27 protein-coding genes are annotated in these 13,748 nt (G+C 66.1%); 8 read left to right on the forward strand and 19 right to left on the reverse strand.

Going from position 1 to position 13,748, the window contains the following annotated elements; translation table 11 throughout:
* Positions 1 to 68: 68 nt before the first annotated feature.
* The 18 genes from IPM06_20320 to IPM06_20405 all read right to left on the reverse strand — a co-directional run bounded on the left by IPM06_20320 (position 69) and on the right by IPM06_20405 (position 9,143).
* The gene (locus IPM06_20320; GenBank protein ID MBK8772754.1) at positions 69 to 1,091 is read right to left on the reverse strand and encodes a tyrosine-type recombinase/integrase; all 1,023 of its coding nucleotides are present in this window, start codon (positions 1,089 to 1,091) and stop codon (positions 69 to 71) included.
* Positions 1,092 to 1,095: 4 nt separating this feature from the next.
* Complete coding sequence (locus tag IPM06_20325) at positions 1,096 to 1,308, reverse strand: DUF4224 domain-containing protein (protein MBK8772755.1); 213 nt, start codon at positions 1,306 to 1,308, stop codon at positions 1,096 to 1,098.
* Complete coding sequence (locus IPM06_20330) at positions 1,305 to 2,306, reverse strand: integron integrase (protein MBK8772756.1); 1,002 nt, start codon at positions 2,304 to 2,306, stop codon at positions 1,305 to 1,307. Before IPM06_20330 ends, IPM06_20325 begins: the two co-directional genes overlap by 4 nt.
* 48 nt (positions 2,307 to 2,354) lie before the next feature.
* Positions 2,355 to 2,888: a hypothetical protein gene (locus tag IPM06_20335; protein ID MBK8772757.1), complete on the reverse strand. Its 534-nt coding sequence runs from the start codon at positions 2,886 to 2,888 to the stop codon at positions 2,355 to 2,357.
* Positions 2,889 to 3,010: 122 nt separating this feature from the next.
* A complete protein-coding gene (locus tag IPM06_20340) occupies positions 3,011 to 3,328 on the reverse strand; it encodes a hypothetical protein (GenBank protein ID MBK8772758.1) in 318 nt (105 codons plus the stop codon).
* A 124-nt stretch (positions 3,329 to 3,452) separates the two neighbouring features.
* A complete protein-coding gene (locus IPM06_20345; protein MBK8772759.1) occupies positions 3,453 to 4,289 on the reverse strand; it encodes a phosphohydrolase in 837 nt (278 codons plus the stop codon).
* A gap of 141 nt (positions 4,290 to 4,430) precedes the next feature.
* Positions 4,431 to 4,952: a hypothetical protein gene (locus IPM06_20350; GenBank protein MBK8772760.1), complete on the reverse strand. Its 522-nt coding sequence runs from the start codon at positions 4,950 to 4,952 to the stop codon at positions 4,431 to 4,433.
* Positions 4,953 to 5,034: 82 nt separating this feature from the next.
* Positions 5,035 to 5,253, reverse strand: coding sequence for a helix-turn-helix transcriptional regulator (locus IPM06_20355; protein MBK8772761.1), 219 nt, complete (start codon positions 5,251 to 5,253; stop codon positions 5,035 to 5,037).
* Entirely contained in the window at positions 5,250 to 5,633 is a 384-nt protein-coding gene (locus IPM06_20360) for a hypothetical protein (GenBank protein ID MBK8772762.1), read from the reverse strand. Before IPM06_20360 ends, IPM06_20355 begins: the two co-directional genes overlap by 4 nt.
* Positions 5,634 to 5,961: 328 nt before the next feature.
* The gene (locus IPM06_20365) at positions 5,962 to 6,414 is read right to left on the reverse strand and encodes a hypothetical protein (protein ID MBK8772763.1); all 453 of its coding nucleotides are present in this window, start codon (positions 6,412 to 6,414) and stop codon (positions 5,962 to 5,964) included.
* Between the two features lie 111 nt (positions 6,415 to 6,525).
* Positions 6,526 to 6,849 (reverse strand): hypothetical protein, encoded by a 324-nt coding sequence (locus IPM06_20370; protein ID MBK8772764.1) that lies wholly within the window; start codon positions 6,847 to 6,849, stop codon positions 6,526 to 6,528.
* Between the two features lie 144 nt (positions 6,850 to 6,993).
* Complete coding sequence (locus IPM06_20375; GenBank protein ID MBK8772765.1) at positions 6,994 to 7,509, reverse strand: hypothetical protein; 516 nt, start codon at positions 7,507 to 7,509, stop codon at positions 6,994 to 6,996.
* 38 nt (positions 7,510 to 7,547) lie between these two features.
* Complete coding sequence (locus tag IPM06_20380; protein ID MBK8772766.1) at positions 7,548 to 7,820, reverse strand: hypothetical protein; 273 nt, start codon at positions 7,818 to 7,820, stop codon at positions 7,548 to 7,550.
* Positions 7,820 to 8,080, reverse strand: coding sequence for a hypothetical protein (locus IPM06_20385; GenBank protein MBK8772767.1), 261 nt, complete (start codon positions 8,078 to 8,080; stop codon positions 7,820 to 7,822). The genes IPM06_20380 and IPM06_20385 overlap by 1 nt, the downstream gene beginning before the upstream one ends.
* The gene (locus IPM06_20390; GenBank protein ID MBK8772768.1) at positions 8,077 to 8,268 is read right to left on the reverse strand and encodes a hypothetical protein; all 192 of its coding nucleotides are present in this window, start codon (positions 8,266 to 8,268) and stop codon (positions 8,077 to 8,079) included. Before IPM06_20390 ends, IPM06_20385 begins: the two co-directional genes overlap by 4 nt.
* Positions 8,269 to 8,273: 5 nt before the next feature.
* Positions 8,274 to 8,681 carry a hypothetical protein gene (locus tag IPM06_20395; GenBank protein ID MBK8772769.1) on the reverse strand — a complete coding sequence of 136 codons (408 nt, stop codon included), beginning with the start codon at positions 8,679 to 8,681 and terminating at the stop codon, positions 8,274 to 8,276.
* The gene (locus IPM06_20400) at positions 8,662 to 8,883 is read right to left on the reverse strand and encodes a hypothetical protein (protein MBK8772770.1); all 222 of its coding nucleotides are present in this window, start codon (positions 8,881 to 8,883) and stop codon (positions 8,662 to 8,664) included. Before IPM06_20400 ends, IPM06_20395 begins: the two co-directional genes overlap by 20 nt.
* Positions 8,880 to 9,143, reverse strand: coding sequence for a hypothetical protein (locus IPM06_20405; protein MBK8772771.1), 264 nt, complete (start codon positions 9,141 to 9,143; stop codon positions 8,880 to 8,882). Before IPM06_20405 ends, IPM06_20400 begins: the two co-directional genes overlap by 4 nt.
* Before the next feature lie 120 nt (positions 9,144 to 9,263).
* Here IPM06_20405 and IPM06_20410 point away from each other — a divergent pair, with 120 nt between their 5' ends.
* A complete protein-coding gene (locus IPM06_20410) occupies positions 9,264 to 9,518 on the forward strand; it encodes a hypothetical protein (protein ID MBK8772772.1) in 255 nt (84 codons plus the stop codon).
* Here IPM06_20410 and IPM06_20415 read toward each other — a convergent pair.
* On the reverse strand, positions 9,503 to 9,910 hold the full coding sequence (locus IPM06_20415) for a helix-turn-helix transcriptional regulator (protein ID MBK8772773.1): 408 nt from the start codon (positions 9,908 to 9,910) through the stop codon (positions 9,503 to 9,505). The two genes, IPM06_20410 and IPM06_20415, sit on opposite strands and share 16 nt — an antisense overlap.
* Before the next feature lie 8 nt (positions 9,911 to 9,918).
* On the opposite strand from IPM06_20415, the gene IPM06_20420 reads away from it, so the two are divergent.
* The 7 genes from IPM06_20420 to IPM06_20450 all read left to right on the forward strand — a co-directional run.
* Complete coding sequence (locus IPM06_20420; protein MBK8772774.1) at positions 9,919 to 10,155, forward strand: helix-turn-helix transcriptional regulator; 237 nt, start codon at positions 9,919 to 9,921, stop codon at positions 10,153 to 10,155.
* A 150-nt stretch (positions 10,156 to 10,305) separates the two neighbouring features.
* Positions 10,306 to 10,521 (forward strand): hypothetical protein, encoded by a 216-nt coding sequence (locus tag IPM06_20425; GenBank protein ID MBK8772775.1) that lies wholly within the window; start codon positions 10,306 to 10,308, stop codon positions 10,519 to 10,521.
* A 19-nt stretch (positions 10,522 to 10,540) separates the two neighbouring features.
* Positions 10,541 to 10,843 (forward strand): hypothetical protein, encoded by a 303-nt coding sequence (locus tag IPM06_20430; GenBank protein MBK8772776.1) that lies wholly within the window; start codon positions 10,541 to 10,543, stop codon positions 10,841 to 10,843.
* A 267-nt stretch (positions 10,844 to 11,110) separates the two neighbouring features.
* The gene (locus tag IPM06_20435) at positions 11,111 to 11,611 is read left to right on the forward strand and encodes a hypothetical protein (GenBank protein MBK8772777.1); all 501 of its coding nucleotides are present in this window, start codon (positions 11,111 to 11,113) and stop codon (positions 11,609 to 11,611) included.
* Positions 11,604 to 12,965 carry an AAA family ATPase gene (locus IPM06_20440; protein ID MBK8772778.1) on the forward strand — a complete coding sequence of 454 codons (1,362 nt, stop codon included), beginning with the start codon at positions 11,604 to 11,606 and terminating at the stop codon, positions 12,963 to 12,965. The genes IPM06_20435 and IPM06_20440 overlap by 8 nt, the downstream gene beginning before the upstream one ends.
* A complete protein-coding gene (locus IPM06_20445) occupies positions 12,965 to 13,324 on the forward strand; it encodes a sigma-70 family RNA polymerase sigma factor (protein MBK8772779.1) in 360 nt (119 codons plus the stop codon). Before IPM06_20440 ends, IPM06_20445 begins: the two co-directional genes overlap by 1 nt.
* 90 nt (positions 13,325 to 13,414) lie before the next feature.
* Positions 13,415 to 13,748, forward strand: a 334-nt coding sequence (locus tag IPM06_20450; protein ID MBK8772780.1) for an HNH endonuclease, incomplete at its 3' end; no start/stop codon positions are given.

Raw genomic sequence — 13,748 nt, forward strand, 5'->3', positions numbered from 1 at the left:
TCCCGCATAGGACTGGCGTTTTTCGGGCGCCGGCCACCTGGGAAGGAGGCTTTATGCGGGAGCGGTTTTCAGCGCACCGGCTTGAGCTTCTCGCCATGCACATAGTGCTCGCGCGTCACGCTCAGGCTGCTGTGCTGCAGCAGCGCTGAGGCCTCCTGCAGACTGCCCGCCAGTTGGCCGGCGCGCTTGCGCATATCGCGCAGCCAGATGGCCTTGGCCTCGGGGCATTCCTTGGCCGCGGCGGCACGTGCGACGGCGAAGCGTTCGGACAGCGCGCGGTAGGTGACTGGGCGCCGGCCGGCGGCCAGCAGGAACAGGTGTTCGGGCTTGCGGTTGGCCTTGCGCCTGTCGATGATGGGCGATAGCACCGCGCTGGCCGCCAGGTCGAATTCGGCGCGCTTGCCGGTCTTGCCGGCCTGCACCACCAGGCGGCCATCGCGCACGTCAGACAGGCGCAGGCCCACCACGTCGGTCATGCGCAGGCCGGTAGCGGTGGCGATGTCCAGCGCATCGCGCACGGTCTGGTCGGCGTGCTTGTACAGGGCTGCAAACGCGGCGTCGTGCACTTCCACCTGGCGCTTGCCGGCTGCGCCCTTCCACCCGGTGCGCTGCATGCCCGTGGCGGGCCAGGGCAGGGTCGTCAGGCCTTCCAGGCGGGCCCAACCCCACACCACCGACAGCACCTGCATCTCTTGCCGTGCGCGGGTCTTGGCGCTGCGCTTGGTGATGTAGGCGCGCAGCACGGGCAGGGTGATGTCTTCCCAGCGCGCGGGGCCGAAGGCGGGGCGGATCTCGGCCAGGCACTTGCGGTAGCCGTGGATGGTCTCGGGCGCGCGTTCGCGGCCATCGGGGCGCAAGGTGATGCCGCGCTGCTCCCAGCCGCGGAAGGCTTCTTCCAGCGTGCCGGCCTGGCGCGTGGCGTCGAGGTGCAGCTCGGCCCAGCGGCGCAGGGCTTCGGTGTGGTCGGTGCCCAGCGGCACGTCGGGCTTGCCGGTGCCGCGCATGTCGTACCACCAGCTCACCCAGACCTGGCCGGACTTGCCGGTCTTGACGCTCTTGCGCAGCTTGGGGTATTTGGACTTTTTCGGCATGGGGTCACCTCACGCGCGAAAAGTCTACCCCTGTCGTTGCCTTGGTTTGCGGGAGCAGTGCGTGCGCCTGGGCGACCACGCGCGACACCTTCACGGCGCGGCCCAGGAAGATGAACGGCACGCCCAGTTTGGCCAGCGCCGCGGCCTGGCTGGCGGCGCTGGCCTTGCCCGTCACTTCGGCCAGCTCTTGGGGGCTGAGGGTGTCGTCGGTGGTCATCCCAGCACGTCCAGCGGGCTGACCGTGCCGCGGCCCGCGTGGGCGCCCAGCACGTGGGTGTAGATCATCGTGGTCTCGACATCGCGGTGGCCCAGCAGTTCCTGGATGGTGCGGATGTCTGTACCGCGCTGCAGCAGGTGCGTGGCGAAGCAGTGGCGCAGGGTGTGCGGCGTGGCGGGCTTGGCGATGCCGGCGGCGCGGCAGGCATCCTTCATCGCGCGCTGGATGGTCCAGTCGAAGATGTGGTGGCGGCGGATCTCGCCGGTCTCGGGGTTGCGGTGTCGGACCGGGGTGGCAAAGACGTACTGCCAGGCCCACTCGCGGCCGGCGTTGGGGTACTTGCGCGCCAGGGCGTGGGGCAGGTCGACGCTGGCGGAGCCTTCGGCCAGGTCCAGGTCATGCCAGCGGCGGCGCTCTTCCAGCAGCAGGGTCAGCGGGGTGGCCAGTGAGCCGGGCAGCATCACCACGCGGTCTTTGTCGCCCTTGCCGCTGCGGATGGTGACGCGGCGTTCGCGGATCTCCAGGTCCTTGACGCGCAGGTTTTGCCCTTCGGCGATGCGCATGCCGGTGCCGTAGAGCAGGCGCAGGAAGAGGCCCGGCGTGCCGCTGGTGTGGGCCAGCAGGGCGCGGGTCTCGTCCACCGTCAGCACCGTCGGCAGGCGCACGGGCTGCTTGGCGCGGACGATGTTGTCGACCCAGCCGATCTCCATCTCCAGCACCTTCTGGTACAGGAACAGCACGGCGGCCAACGCCTGGCGCTGCGTGCTGGCCGATACCTGCCGATCACTGGCCAGCCAGGATAGGAAGGCGCCCACCTCAGCCGCGCCCAGCTCGCGCGGCGGGCGCTTGCCGGTGTGGTGCACGTAGCACTTGATCCAGTGCCAGTACGCATCGAACGTGCGCGGGCTGTAGTGCCGCACCGCGCAGGCCGCGTGCACGGCCTCTTTCAGCGTGCGGGGGCGCTTGTCGCATAACGCGGCGGGTGCGTCGTGCGAAATCGCGGCAGGGCGTTGGAGATCAAGGACTTGCACGATGGGCTCGCGGTGTTATGCGACGGGGGTTGCTGGCGAATTGAAGTTAGGCGCCAAGCCCAGCACCACCGTCTTGGGCTGCATTGCCACGCCATCGGCCACCGCCTTCAGCAGCACCATGTAACGTGCGTCCACCTCGCGCAGTTGCGCGGTCAGGCCGTCCACGCGGCTGGCCCAGCAGTGCGCCTCGTCTGCGCGGGCAGAACGCACAGCTTCGCGTAGCTGCGCGTTCTCGGCGACGATGCGCTCTGTCATGGCCGTGATCCCCTCGTCCGGCCGGGCGCCACCCAACTCGCGCAGTCTCAGGCCCTCGTCCATCTCATCGCGCAGTGTGGCGACCAGCGCCCTTTCGGATTCCCGCAGGCGATGCGCTTCGCCAGCTTCAGCGTGCAGCCGGTACACCTCGGCCAAAATCTGCCCGTGTAGGCCGCAGGCCTTGGCGTGCAGGGCGTCTGTCGTGGTGAGAGGCTTCTCGAACAAGCCATCGCCCAGGTCGTCGCAGGCTTCGACGTAGCGGCCAATCAGCCGCATCAGGTCATCAGCAGTCATACATCACCTCGTGGGGCCTAACCCCTCGCTCGAAAGGACCGCAAACGGCGGTCGCGTTTTGTGGCTTTACTCGGGCTGTGGTGCCGCCGTTTGCGGCCTCTCAGCTCGAACGTTATGCCGCTTCAGGCGCGAGTGAGCGCACTCGGGGCCTGAAAAGGTTGGGGCGCTGTGGGCGTGAACCGGCGCAGCGTGCCCATGGCGTAGGGTGCAAGTCGGTCGGTGCGGCGCGTGGCGCCTGCGCGCGCCGTAGGCTTTGTGGGCTGGCGGGTCGCGGTTTCGGTGCCTGTCCTCAGCATGCCGCTGTCGTGGATGCTGTAGAACTTGGCGCACTTCGCGTTTGTGCCGTCGCTGCACGGGTCCAGCGTGAAGCCAAATTCCTTGTCCAGCGCGTCAAACAACCATTGCGGTGTGCCCCACACGTCGGTGGCTTGGCTGAACATCACTTCGGTATCATTGCGCTCCACGTCCTTCTCGTCTATCCACCAGCGGCATAACCCCTCGCTCAAGCCGAGTCGCAACGGAGTACCGTCGCGCCCGGCTTAGCTCGAACGTTAGGGCGCTCCCTCATGCCATCGCCAGGGAATGCCCACGCGGCACCTTAAAGCCCGCCGCTTTGGCATGCCCACCGCCGCCGTACTCCTTGGCAATCTCGCTCACGTCCACGCCATCATCGGCAGCGCGCAAGCCGAACACCCGGCCTTCTTCGGTGTCCCAGTAGCAGGCCGCGAACGGCTGGCCTTGCGCCATCAGGTGCGCGGCATCGCTCACCAGCGTGTAGGGCAGGCTCGCCACCGGCACTGAATAGTTCGCAATGACCATGCGGCGCTGGCACACCTTCACCAGCTCGGCCACGTCCTTGTGGTGCTTGCGCTCAATGGCGGCGCCGGCCGCTGTCATCTTCAGCAGTTCCACTTGGTCGGCGTTCATCAGCTTGTCCCACGTCTCGAACGTGTATTCGTGGCTGAAGACCAGCGCCTGAATCTCGCGCGTGCCGGCCAGCTTGAAGCGCCACAGGTCGCGGTCTTCGACGTGGCCCAGCAGAAGCGGGCGGTCTTCGCCGGGAAACAGGAAGTCCCACGCCAACGTGGCGCCGCTGCGTTCAAGGTCGGTGTACTGCCGCAGACCTTCCAGTCCGGCCATGTCTTCAATGGCCGTCTTGTGGTGGTCAATCAGCGTCACCCGTGCGGCCTTGGTCAGCATGTCGGCCACCACGGCGCGCTTGTAGCTGAAGTCCACCAGGTACACGTCGCGGCCGGTCACATCGGGCGGCGGGGTCTGGTACACGCCGGCCACATAGTCGGCGGTGTCGCGGTGGTATCGCCAGAAGCACCAAGCGGCGCTGAAGCCGTCCGCACAGTTGCCGTGGTAAATCACCAGTGGTTTTGCTTCGGTATCAGGCATCTCTGCTCTCCATCAAACGCCCCTGCTTCGCAGCGGCTAAATCAACACAGTCCGCGCATGCCGGGTACGGCATCCGCTCGTGGCGTGCATAGGGCGTCACGCTTCGGCACCAGCGCCCTAACACCGGCTGCAACGGACTGCCTACGGCAGCCGTTGATCCTTGCCGTTAGGGCGCTCGCGGCCCGCCAGCGTTTGGCGTGCCTGCGCTTCCAGTTCATCCATCTTCAGCAGCATCGTCTTGAATGCGCCGTCGCTCACTTCGGCTTCGATCATCGCGTCCATGATCTGTTCGCGGCTGAACCTGTCGCACGGCTGCGCCGGGTCGCGCTGCCACGGGTTGCGCAGAAACAGGGCGTCCCAGCGCAGCGGCGTCAGCGCCAGCGCGGCGTGACTCATGGCCTCGTGCAAGTCGCCGTGGTGGCCGTGTTCGTGCCAGAAGTCAATCAGCCCGGCCAGCGCCAGGCGCAGCGTGCGCACCTGCTGTTCCACCACTGCGGCCAGTTGCTCTCCTTTGGGCAAGTAGTCCATGTTCCACGCATCGCCCAGCGGCTCGGGCTCTGTGCCGCCACTCCAGCGCAGCGAGAACAGCGCGTCCTCGTCCATGTGGTCCATCTCTGCCAGCTTGTTTGCCAGCAGCGCGGCCAGTTCGTCATTCGTTGCCATTCGTCGTCCTTTTGTTTCTCAAAATCGCGGGGCGTTAGGCGTCATACGAAACCATCGGCGACGCGTGCCGAGCGCAGGCGAACTATCGTGATGCCTTTCTAGTAGTTGGTTCGTCAGCGTCGAAGATGGCTTCTATTGGGGCATCGAACACTCTAGCGATTGCAAAAGCCAATGGCAGGCTCGGGTCATAGCGGCCAGTCTCGATGGCATTGACCGTTTGACGAGAAACGTTGAGCAAATCGGCCAGCATGGCCTGACTCCATCCGCGCTCGGCTCGCAACTCGCGCACACTGTTCTTCATCGATGGCGCAGACTGCCAACCACTGCCAGTACACCCCAGACCGCGCCCATCACGGGCCAGACCGTGAACATGCTGAGCCTGGGATAGCCGGAGGTCTCGAGGAATCCGTATGTGAAAGTCCACCCCGCAGTGACAGCAGCGGCGATCGCCAAATACTCAAGTGAGGTCTTGCGAATGAACTCGTCAGAGCGGCGGATCTGCCGCACGATGACCAAAACGACGAGTACGAAGGGCAGCATCGGACTCACCAGAACAGCGACTTGTAGCAGGCCAGGAGACATGCCTCTGCCTACGACAAGCGCTACGGTCAAGATGATCACGTAGAGGGCAATCGCACCAGCCAATTCCTTGAAGTAGGTGAGATTGTTCGACTCAGCCATGTCAGACTCCTATGCAATGACAAGTATGTTTTACATGGTAAATCGAGTTGACCGGCATGTCAAGGGACCTTGACAAGGCCACACCTAGCACGGCGGCTGCGGTCGAAGTAGTACTCATCGTGCACACTGCCGTCGCGCGAAGGCGAAATGTCTGCGCAGAGAACCTCGACACCATGCTACGACTGCGGAGATGACGCCTAACCCCTCGCTCAAGCGGAGCGCCAACGGCAGGCCACCAGGCCCGGGCCGGTGGTACGCGGTACATTTTCACCGGCCCGGGCCTGGCGTCCTGCCGTCGTCGCCCGCTTAGCTCGAACGTTCTATTTCACTAAGACCGCTCGCCAGCCGCCCAGGCGGTTTCCAGCCTCTGCATGCTGGCCAGCGTCTGCTGCTGCACTTGCAGCAGGGCTTCCATCGACTCGGCAATCCGCCCAAGATTCGTGTCCATCGAGCCCAGCGCCCAAGACATCGACACCAGCTCGTCCCAGGGGGATTCATTCTTTGTGCGGGTGCCTTGGAACTTGGTGGGCAACTCCGGCACAGTCGCCGGCTTCGGCTTGTTTGCCTGCACGATCTCGTTCGCTCCTCGCTGCTCAATCCACACGGGGCCGCTGCGGTCGTTCGGTGTGCGCATCAGTTTGAGCGCTTGCACTTTGCCTTGAGTGTGCGCATCGCTAAGTGCGCGGGCTGTAGGCTCGCCATGCGTCCTGCACAGGTCGGCCATCGGTACAAAGCCGGCTGGCACTTGGCTGGCATCAGTAATCACTCGGGTCTTAAACATCAGCTTTCTCCTAGTTGGGTGCCACCGGCACCAGTGAAATAGAACTAGTCGCTCAAGCGGACCGCCTGACGGCGGCCCGCTTAGCTCCAACGTTAGCCAGCGCCAAACCCATCACGCCGGCTCGTAGGTGGCTGCGAAGATGTCCGGTTTGCACGGGTAGTGCTCGCCAGCCACGCCGCGAATGATCCAGTCGCCTGGACTGGCGACATGCTGGCCTTCAAGCGTAGGAACCATGATGTTGTTGTTGTGCCATTGCGCAAACTCGCGCCCGATGGCGTGCTGCCCCTCGTTGATCCAGTGAATCAGAGCGTAGCTGCTGCCGTCGTTGCGGAACTGGCGGGCCTCAATCACGACAGGCTTCGTTCTGAAACGCGCTGTGGGCTGTTCGGTTGTTGCCGCGTCCAACTCGTGGCCGGCGCTGAGAAATGTTTGCATGTCGGTTCCTTCTGTGTTGTGCCAGCATGGGTCGGGCGCTGGCTAACCCCTCGCTCAACCTGAGCCCCAACGGCGGGTTGCAGTGTCGTGTTACTCATGCTTGGGTGCCGCCGTTGGGTCCAGGTTAGCTCGAACGTTCGGTGCTCATGCCGCCCCCACGTCCAGGTAGTGGCCAACGCCAAGGCGCGCAAATTCGCCGTGCACCACCGTGCCTGGCGCCACCTGATACCTGTGGTTGTGCGTCCAGCCAGGGCAGATGGTGATGATTGGCTCACCTGTCGTGCGCGGCTGCGTGGGCTGCGGCCGGATCGGCTCGGCGCCGCGGATCAGGCCGCCGGCCATCACGGGCGGCTGGGCGCCTGTGCGGTCACGCAGGCCGGGCAGTTTGGTGGTGGATGGGTGGTAGAGCGTGGGGGTGTAGCGTGGCGCCGTCGTGGCCAGCGTGGCGCGCATGGCCGCATGCTCGGCGACTGCTGCCGGTGTGGCGGCATAGGCTGGCGCGCGGCCTGGCTTGCACTGCGTCAGGTGGCCGGCCTTGATCATCTGCTGATAGATGTGTTTGGCCCTGTCGCGGTTTTTTGAGTCGAATCGGTTGTGCACATGCTCTGGCTTGCAGCCGCCTGGGGCCATGGCCAGGTCAATGATCTTCCAGCGGATCATCTCGGTGCTTTGCGCTTTGCGCGGGCTGTGGTTTGGGTTCACAGGATGCGTACCAGGTGGTGGTGGATGGGGTGGCGGTGGATGATTCCCATCTCAGCGCCGAGTGCCAGCGCGCGGGTGGCCATGGCCACTACCTCGGGCGCGTGTTCGCGCTCGTCAACCATGGGCCGCGTGTCCCACCACAGACGGCCACCTGGCTCGCCTGGGGCGGTGGTGCGCTGGCATTCGCTCTGGATGTCGGCGGTGATGGCGCCGGTGGCGACATCGACCAGCGCGTTCAGCATGTCGGTGCTGCGGGGTGCGGTGCTCATCACAGGGCCTGCATGGCGGCGATGTGGTCGCGCCGCGTGCGCCACAGGATGACGCCGCCGCGCAGCTGGCTGGCGGCGCGCCCGCGCATCGACAGTGCGGCCAGCACATCGCGCACGGTGTACATATCCAGGCCCGTGATGGTGGACAGGTGCGCCGTGCTGGTGCCTTCCGGGTGGCGGTGCATGGCGCGCAGCACTTTGCAGGCCTGCTGGCTTCCTTCTTCGGTGGCCTGTGGCAGGCCGGCTGGGGTGTAGATCATGCTGCGGCGGCCCTGCGCTGTGCTTCCATCTCAGCGGCCAGGTTCATGGCGCCGATGAGGGTGGTGGTTTCAACATCGGTGTGGGCGACGGCATACAGGCCCGTCTCAAGCCGGCGGACGTGGTAATACGGCAGCAGTCGCGTGGGGCTGGCGGGTGTGACCAGGCAGGGCGGGTAGATGGCGGGCATGGCGGTCATCCTTGGTGGTTGGTTTGCATCAGGCGCACCTGCAGGGCCGCGATGTGCTGGCGGGCCACGGCTTGGGCGTGGGGCAGGTAATCGATCTCGGCCTGCACGCGCTGTTCGTGCTCGATCAGGAACTGCAGGCTCTTGTGCGCGCTGCGGATCAGGGCGCGCAGATACCAGCCATGTGCGGCGCCGGTGATGCGCCGCCAGATGGGCGTGCGGGTGCGGGTGATGGCGGCCAGGGTGCACAGGTGGCCGGCATCGCAGGGGGTCATGTAGTGCACCAGCAGGGCGGCGCCGATGATGCCCAGCACGATGGCCAGCACGACGTGCGCGGCTGCCTCGGCGCGGGCGCTGCGGTGGGCGTTGGCGCGGTTAATGGCGCGGGCAACGTCGTCAGTCTCTGCGGGGGTCATTGGCGTATTGCTCCTGGGTGGCGTGGTCCAGCAATTTGCGGGGGGTGATCTCGCGGCCGCGGTAGATGACGACCAACATGCCGTCACGGCCGCAGGCGGGCAGCAGGCTGGCGAACACGCGGCGCGCGGTGCGGGCGTTGGGGCAGTCATGCGCCGCGGCCAGGTGGCGCAGCGGGCGCTGCAGCTCGATGCGGTAGATCATGCGCGGTCACCCAGCCGAACAGCCAGGTCCCACTGGGCCCAGCCGCTGTCGGGGTCAAGCTCCACCGCTTCGATCAGCGGGGTGCGTTGCAGCCCGGCAGGCAGCAGCGTCAGATCGGGCAGATCGGGCAGGAGGGCGGTGGCTTCGGGCCAGCGCATGTAGCGCCCGCTGGCCAGGTCACGCGCCTGGGCTTCGATGCGGGCGGCCTGGTCGGCCGGCAGTGCGGGCAGGCCTAGGGCTTGGCGGGTGGTGGGGGTCATGCTGTGCGCTCCGTCTTTGGTTGACGGGGCGAATGATGCGCCAACGCATCAACGGGTGTCAATACCCACACGCATTATTTTTTGCAGGCCGGCGCTTAGCCTGTGGCCTGGAGGTGTGCGATGGCTGAATTCGGGGCGGTGTTGACGTTGCTGGCGCTCGCGCTTTTGCTGGCGCTGGCCATAGCCTGGCTGCTGGTGCCTGTGATGCTGGCCGGGGTGCGAAGTGGGGTGCGTGAGCTGGTCAGCCAGCAGGCGCGCACCAACGAACTGCTGCAGGCCCTGCTGCATGGCAAGCAGGCTGCATCGCCACGGGCCGCCAGCCCGCCGGCGCCGCCGCGCGATACGCTGCTGGACCGGCGTTACCCGCCGCCCTGATCGGGCGCGTCGTCTTCGGCCAGGGCTTGGCCTACACGCAGAAAGCGGATCTGCTGCGCGGGGGTCATGCGTGACATGACGCGGGTTACCTCGCGCGTCGTGCCGCCGCTGCTAAGCGGTACTTCGCCCAGCAGTTCGCTGACGGTGACGCCCAGCGTTTGCGCCAGCGCCATGAAGCTGGCCACTTCCATCGTTTCACTGGTGCCGGCCAGGTAGCGCTGCAGCGTGGGCTGCTGGATGCCGGCGGCAATGGCCAGCGCCCGCACGCTGCGGTAGCCCTGCGCGGTGCGCAGTGCTTCGATGATCTGGCGCGGGTCGCCGGGTGGGCGTTTGTAATGCACGGCCGCATTGTGGACAGGGGGGCTTGCGTTCATGATGCGTTCGCGTATCATTGCGGCCTATGCTCCAAGGTATCGACTTCACCAGCCTGGCACGCCGCGCACTTGGCGCGGGCATGACCACGGCAGAGCTGGGCAGGCAGATCGGGTTGTCTCAGCCCAGTGTTTCGCGGCTGGCTACGGGCAAGACCAAGAGCGTGTCCGCCGATGTGGGCATGCGCTTGATTGCGCTGGTGGGCGGATCGGTGAATGTGCCGGTGCCCACAGGCCAGGGTACGACCGCAGACCATGCCGGCTGACCTCATCACAGCTTCCCCCTCTGGCGGCAGCGATGCCGTGCACGCGCAGGCCTCATGGCTTGTTACCTCCGCAACCCGCCGGGTGCCGCGATGGCGCCGGGCACGGCTGGGCGGGTGCGGGGTTTTTTCTTCTGACGCACGCCGCACCCCATGACGATCGAACGCAAAGACCTGCGCCTGAAGCTGGACGCGGATGACCACGCCGGCCTGCAGCTGTTGGCTGAGGCCGATGAGGTGGACTTGAGCGAATGGGCCGAGAGGCTGCTCAAGCGTGAGATCAGGCGCCGCGTGCATGCGGCGATGGTGCTGGCAAGCAAGGCGCAGCGCTTGGGAATTGCCGGGAATGCGATACCGGGCGACCGCTGAACTTCGGGAGGATCAGGGAATGCGTCCACGCGGTGAGATCAGGGTCGCCTTGGTGCGGGCCTTTGACCAGGGACCAGCGACTGTCAACGTGGCCGCGCAGCGTGCCTGCGTGGGGCATGCCGCGGCCCGCTACACCGCCAGCCGCATGGTGGCCGATGGTGAGCTGGTGGTGCTGCAGCCTGGCAAGCCCGCGCTGCTGGCCGTGCCGCAGGGCGCCCGTGCGGTGCCTGGCTTCAGCTACGCCAGCAGCGGCGATGGGCTGAACGTGGTGCATGCGCTGGATTTGCTGGACGGAGCCTGGCGCGGGGGTGGTATGCGGTAGCCGCGCAGGTCAGCGCCTTTGCTGGTTGGGTAGCCCCTTGAAAACGGGCGAGACGGCGGCGGCAAAGGCAAGTGGGGGCACCGAAGGAAGTGGTGAAATGCCCCAGCGCCGGCACCAAGCAGCGCGCCACGCAAAGGCTTGGGAGGGTCTGCGGCTCCGCATAGGCAGGGTTCACGGGCTTCGGTTGTCTTGGCTGCCATGCCGGGATGGCCGAGGGCCGCCCACCACAGGCATGGATTCATCGGATTCATTGGAGGTTTTCAGGTCATGGCAGTGACTCAACTCAAGCTGGTTCAGGACAAAGCACCAGATCCCAACATCACCACAGATCCCACGCGCGTGGTGTTCGATCGCTGGGTGTTCATGTTCGGCCTGCACCAGCGCCGCACAAAACTGGACGCGCTGCGGCGGCAGGTCATCAACGCCGCGCTGGCGCTGTATGACCAGGATCTGGAGACGATCCTGCTGGCGGTGGACGGCATGGCCGCTGCGCCGCTGGCCGACAAGCCCGAAAGCATGCGCGAGGCGATGCGCGAGATTGACTGGTTCTTGGGCAACGCCAAGCGCATCGAGCAGTGTCTGCGCTGGAATGACCGGCTACGCCTGCAGCTGGAGCGTGAACAGGCCGCTGCAGATGCGCCGCAGGATGACGGGCCATCAAGGCCAGAGCCAACACCCGAGCAGGTGGCCGCCCAGCGCGAGGCGCTGCGCCAGATGGCGGCGCGCATGGCCGGGCGCGATATGGCGCGGGGTGCCGCCCATGGTTGAAGCGCTGGAGCAGGCGCTCACGCCGCCGCACAGTATCGAGGCCGAGCAAAGCGTGCTGGGCGCCATGCTGATGGACAACGCGGTTCAGCCCGACGTGGCCGCGCTGATCAAGGAAGCCGACTTCTACAGTGCCGAGCATCGCATCATCTACCGGGCCATCAGCGACCTGGTGGCGGCCAACAAGCCGGCGGATGTGATCACGGTGTTTGAGGTGGTGCGTGACAGACTGGACGCCACACAGGAATCACCGCTGGTTTACCTGAACGCCTTAGCGGTATCCGTGGCCAGCCCGCGTGCAGGCCCGACGTATGCCGGCATCGTGGCCGAGAGAGCGCAGCGGCGCACGCTGATGGCCATCGGGCAGGACTTGGCCGACCGTGCCATGCGGATGACCGAGCAGGCCGCGCCGGTGGCCGGCATGGTGGATGCCGCGGTGACGGCGCTGCTGGGCCTGCAGGAAAACACCGCCGGCACCGAGCCTGTGGACTTGCCGGCGTTTCTGGTGCCGTGGATGGATGACCTGCAGGAGCGTGCCGAGGGGCGCAACATGCCATTCGCCACCGGGCTGGCCGATGTGGACCGGCTGACGGGTGGCGGTGGGCGCCGCGGTGAGCTGTGGGTGATCGGTGCCAGGCCCAGCATGGGCAAGACGGCGTTTGTGCTGCAGCTGTGCCGATTCATGGGCGTGGCGCACCAGGTGCTGCTGCTGAGCCAGGAAGACAGCCTGCTATCCAGTACGGCGCGTTTTGTGGCGGCGGCCGGGCGCGTGAATCTGGCCGACCTGCGCAACCCGCAGGCGGCGCCGGGCAGCATGTGGGCGGGCGTGACCGATGGCGTGGCCGACCTGCAGGCGCTGAATGTGGCGATGGATGATCAGACCGGGCTGAACCTGGCCGATGTGCGGCGCAAGGCGCAGCAGGTTAAGCGCAAGCACGGGCGGCTTGACTTGCTGGTGGTGGACTACCTGCAGTTGATGGACGACGACGGGCCGAATCGCAACATCAGCCTGGGCTATCTGGCCAACGGGCTGAAGCGCTTCGCTAAGCAGTACGGGTGCTGGGTGGTGCTGCTGAGCCAGCTCAACCGAGAAGCGGACAAGCGCACCGGGCCGCCGCAGATGAGCGACCTGCGGGACAGTGGCGACATCGAAGGCGCGGCTGACCTGATCGGCCTGCTGTACCGAGAGCACATGCGCAAGCCGACGCCAGAGAACAAGCACTTTGCCGAGCTGCATGTGTGCAAGCAGAAGAACGGGCCGACCGACACGGTGCGGCTGTACTTCGACGGGCAGTACCAGCAGTTCGGCAACTGGGAAGGGCCGGCACCGCGGCGTGGCTCGATAGGGGGTGAGTGATGGCGCGAGATCAGGCAATCGAGGCGCGGCTGCTGCGCTGGGCTGAATTCTGGAAGACGGGCGATGGGTCAGGCTATCCAGTGAAGTGCACGCTGCACGAGGACTGGAGCCCGCCATCCCCAGGCATGACGCCCACCATGAAGCTGGCACCCGTCAACGACGCCAAGCAGACGCACCGCATGGTCAGCCGGCTGAGCGAACGCATGCAGGCCACGCTGGTGGCGGTGTACGTGCGGCGCATGTCACCCGTTGAGGCAGGGCAGGCGCTTGGGTGCGAGGCTGGCACCGTTGGTGCGCGGGTTGAGGCTGCGCACAGGGCGCTGATGGGCATGCTGGTGGAGTTTTGCAACATCGGGTGAAGGCGTTACATTGGCGCAACCTGGACGGAGCTGCCACCCCGTACCAGACCAAGCCCCGCCGGAGCAGTCCGCGCGGGGCTTTTGCTTGCCATGTCCGAACACCGCCACCTCTACAACACCGCCGCATGGAAGCGTGCCCGCGCCGTGCAGCTGCGTGCGCACCCGCTGTGCCGCATGCACCTGGAGCTGGGGCAGACGGTGGTGGCCACGGTGGTGGATCACATCACGGCCCACCGTGGTGATCGTGTGCTGTTCACCGATCGAGACAACCTGCAAAGCCTGTGCAAGCCATGCCATGACGGCCACAAGCAAGCCCAGGAGCACAGCCCAGGCGGTTTGGTGCGAGGCGCTGGCCTGACAGGCACGCCGCTCGATCGTGCACACCCATGGCATCAGCCAACCCGTGGGGGGGTTGAAAACTCAA

This window comes from Hyphomicrobiales bacterium (assembly GCA_016710435.1).
GTDB lineage: Bacteria > Pseudomonadota > Alphaproteobacteria > Rhizobiales > Aestuariivirgaceae > Aestuariivirga.

Bases quoted from the DNA above. Each gene is read 5' to 3' on its own strand.
- IPM06_20320 (MBK8772754.1), bottom strand. From the start codon at position 1,091: ATGCCGAAAAAGTCCAAATACCCCAAGCTGCGCAAGAGCGTCAAGACC.
- IPM06_20325 (MBK8772755.1), bottom strand. From the start codon at position 1,308: ATGACCACCGACGACACCCTCAGCCCCCAAGAGCTGGCCGAAGTGACG.
- IPM06_20335 (MBK8772757.1), bottom strand. From the start codon at position 2,888: ATGACTGCTGATGACCTGATGCGGCTGATTGGCCGCTACGTCGAAGCC.
- IPM06_20340 (MBK8772758.1), bottom strand. From the start codon at position 3,328: ATGTTCAGCCAAGCCACCGACGTGTGGGGCACACCGCAATGGTTGTTT.
- IPM06_20345 (MBK8772759.1), bottom strand. From the start codon at position 4,289: ATGCCTGATACCGAAGCAAAACCACTGGTGATTTACCACGGCAACTGT.
- IPM06_20350 (MBK8772760.1), bottom strand. From the start codon at position 4,952: ATGGCAACGAATGACGAACTGGCCGCGCTGCTGGCAAACAAGCTGGCA.
- IPM06_20355 (MBK8772761.1), bottom strand. From the start codon at position 5,253: ATGAAGAACAGTGTGCGCGAGTTGCGAGCCGAGCGCGGATGGAGTCAG.
- IPM06_20360 (MBK8772762.1), bottom strand. From the start codon at position 5,633: ATGGCTGAGTCGAACAATCTCACCTACTTCAAGGAATTGGCTGGTGCG.
- IPM06_20365 (MBK8772763.1), bottom strand. From the start codon at position 6,414: ATGTTTAAGACCCGAGTGATTACTGATGCCAGCCAAGTGCCAGCCGGC.
- IPM06_20370 (MBK8772764.1), bottom strand. From the start codon at position 6,849: ATGCAAACATTTCTCAGCGCCGGCCACGAGTTGGACGCGGCAACAACC.
- IPM06_20375 (MBK8772765.1), bottom strand. From the start codon at position 7,509: ATGATCCGCTGGAAGATCATTGACCTGGCCATGGCCCCAGGCGGCTGC.
- IPM06_20380 (MBK8772766.1), bottom strand. From the start codon at position 7,820: ATGAGCACCGCACCCCGCAGCACCGACATGCTGAACGCGCTGGTCGAT.
- IPM06_20385 (MBK8772767.1), bottom strand. From the start codon at position 8,080: ATGATCTACACCCCAGCCGGCCTGCCACAGGCCACCGAAGAAGGAAGC.
- IPM06_20390 (MBK8772768.1), bottom strand. From the start codon at position 8,268: ATGCCCGCCATCTACCCGCCCTGCCTGGTCACACCCGCCAGCCCCACG.
- IPM06_20395 (MBK8772769.1), bottom strand. From the start codon at position 8,681: ATGACCCCCGCAGAGACTGACGACGTTGCCCGCGCCATTAACCGCGCC.
- IPM06_20400 (MBK8772770.1), bottom strand. From the start codon at position 8,883: ATGATCTACCGCATCGAGCTGCAGCGCCCGCTGCGCCACCTGGCCGCG.
- IPM06_20405 (MBK8772771.1), bottom strand. From the start codon at position 9,143: ATGACCCCCACCACCCGCCAAGCCCTAGGCCTGCCCGCACTGCCGGCC.
- IPM06_20410 (MBK8772772.1), top strand. From the start codon at position 9,264: ATGGCTGAATTCGGGGCGGTGTTGACGTTGCTGGCGCTCGCGCTTTTG.
- IPM06_20415 (MBK8772773.1), bottom strand. From the start codon at position 9,910: ATGATACGCGAACGCATCATGAACGCAAGCCCCCCTGTCCACAATGCG.
- IPM06_20420 (MBK8772774.1), top strand. From the start codon at position 9,919: ATGCTCCAAGGTATCGACTTCACCAGCCTGGCACGCCGCGCACTTGGC.
- IPM06_20425 (MBK8772775.1), top strand. From the start codon at position 10,306: ATGACGATCGAACGCAAAGACCTGCGCCTGAAGCTGGACGCGGATGAC.
- IPM06_20430 (MBK8772776.1), top strand. From the start codon at position 10,541: ATGCGTCCACGCGGTGAGATCAGGGTCGCCTTGGTGCGGGCCTTTGAC.
- IPM06_20435 (MBK8772777.1), top strand. From the start codon at position 11,111: ATGGCAGTGACTCAACTCAAGCTGGTTCAGGACAAAGCACCAGATCCC.
- IPM06_20440 (MBK8772778.1), top strand. From the start codon at position 11,604: ATGGTTGAAGCGCTGGAGCAGGCGCTCACGCCGCCGCACAGTATCGAG.
- IPM06_20445 (MBK8772779.1), top strand. From the start codon at position 12,965: ATGGCGCGAGATCAGGCAATCGAGGCGCGGCTGCTGCGCTGGGCTGAA.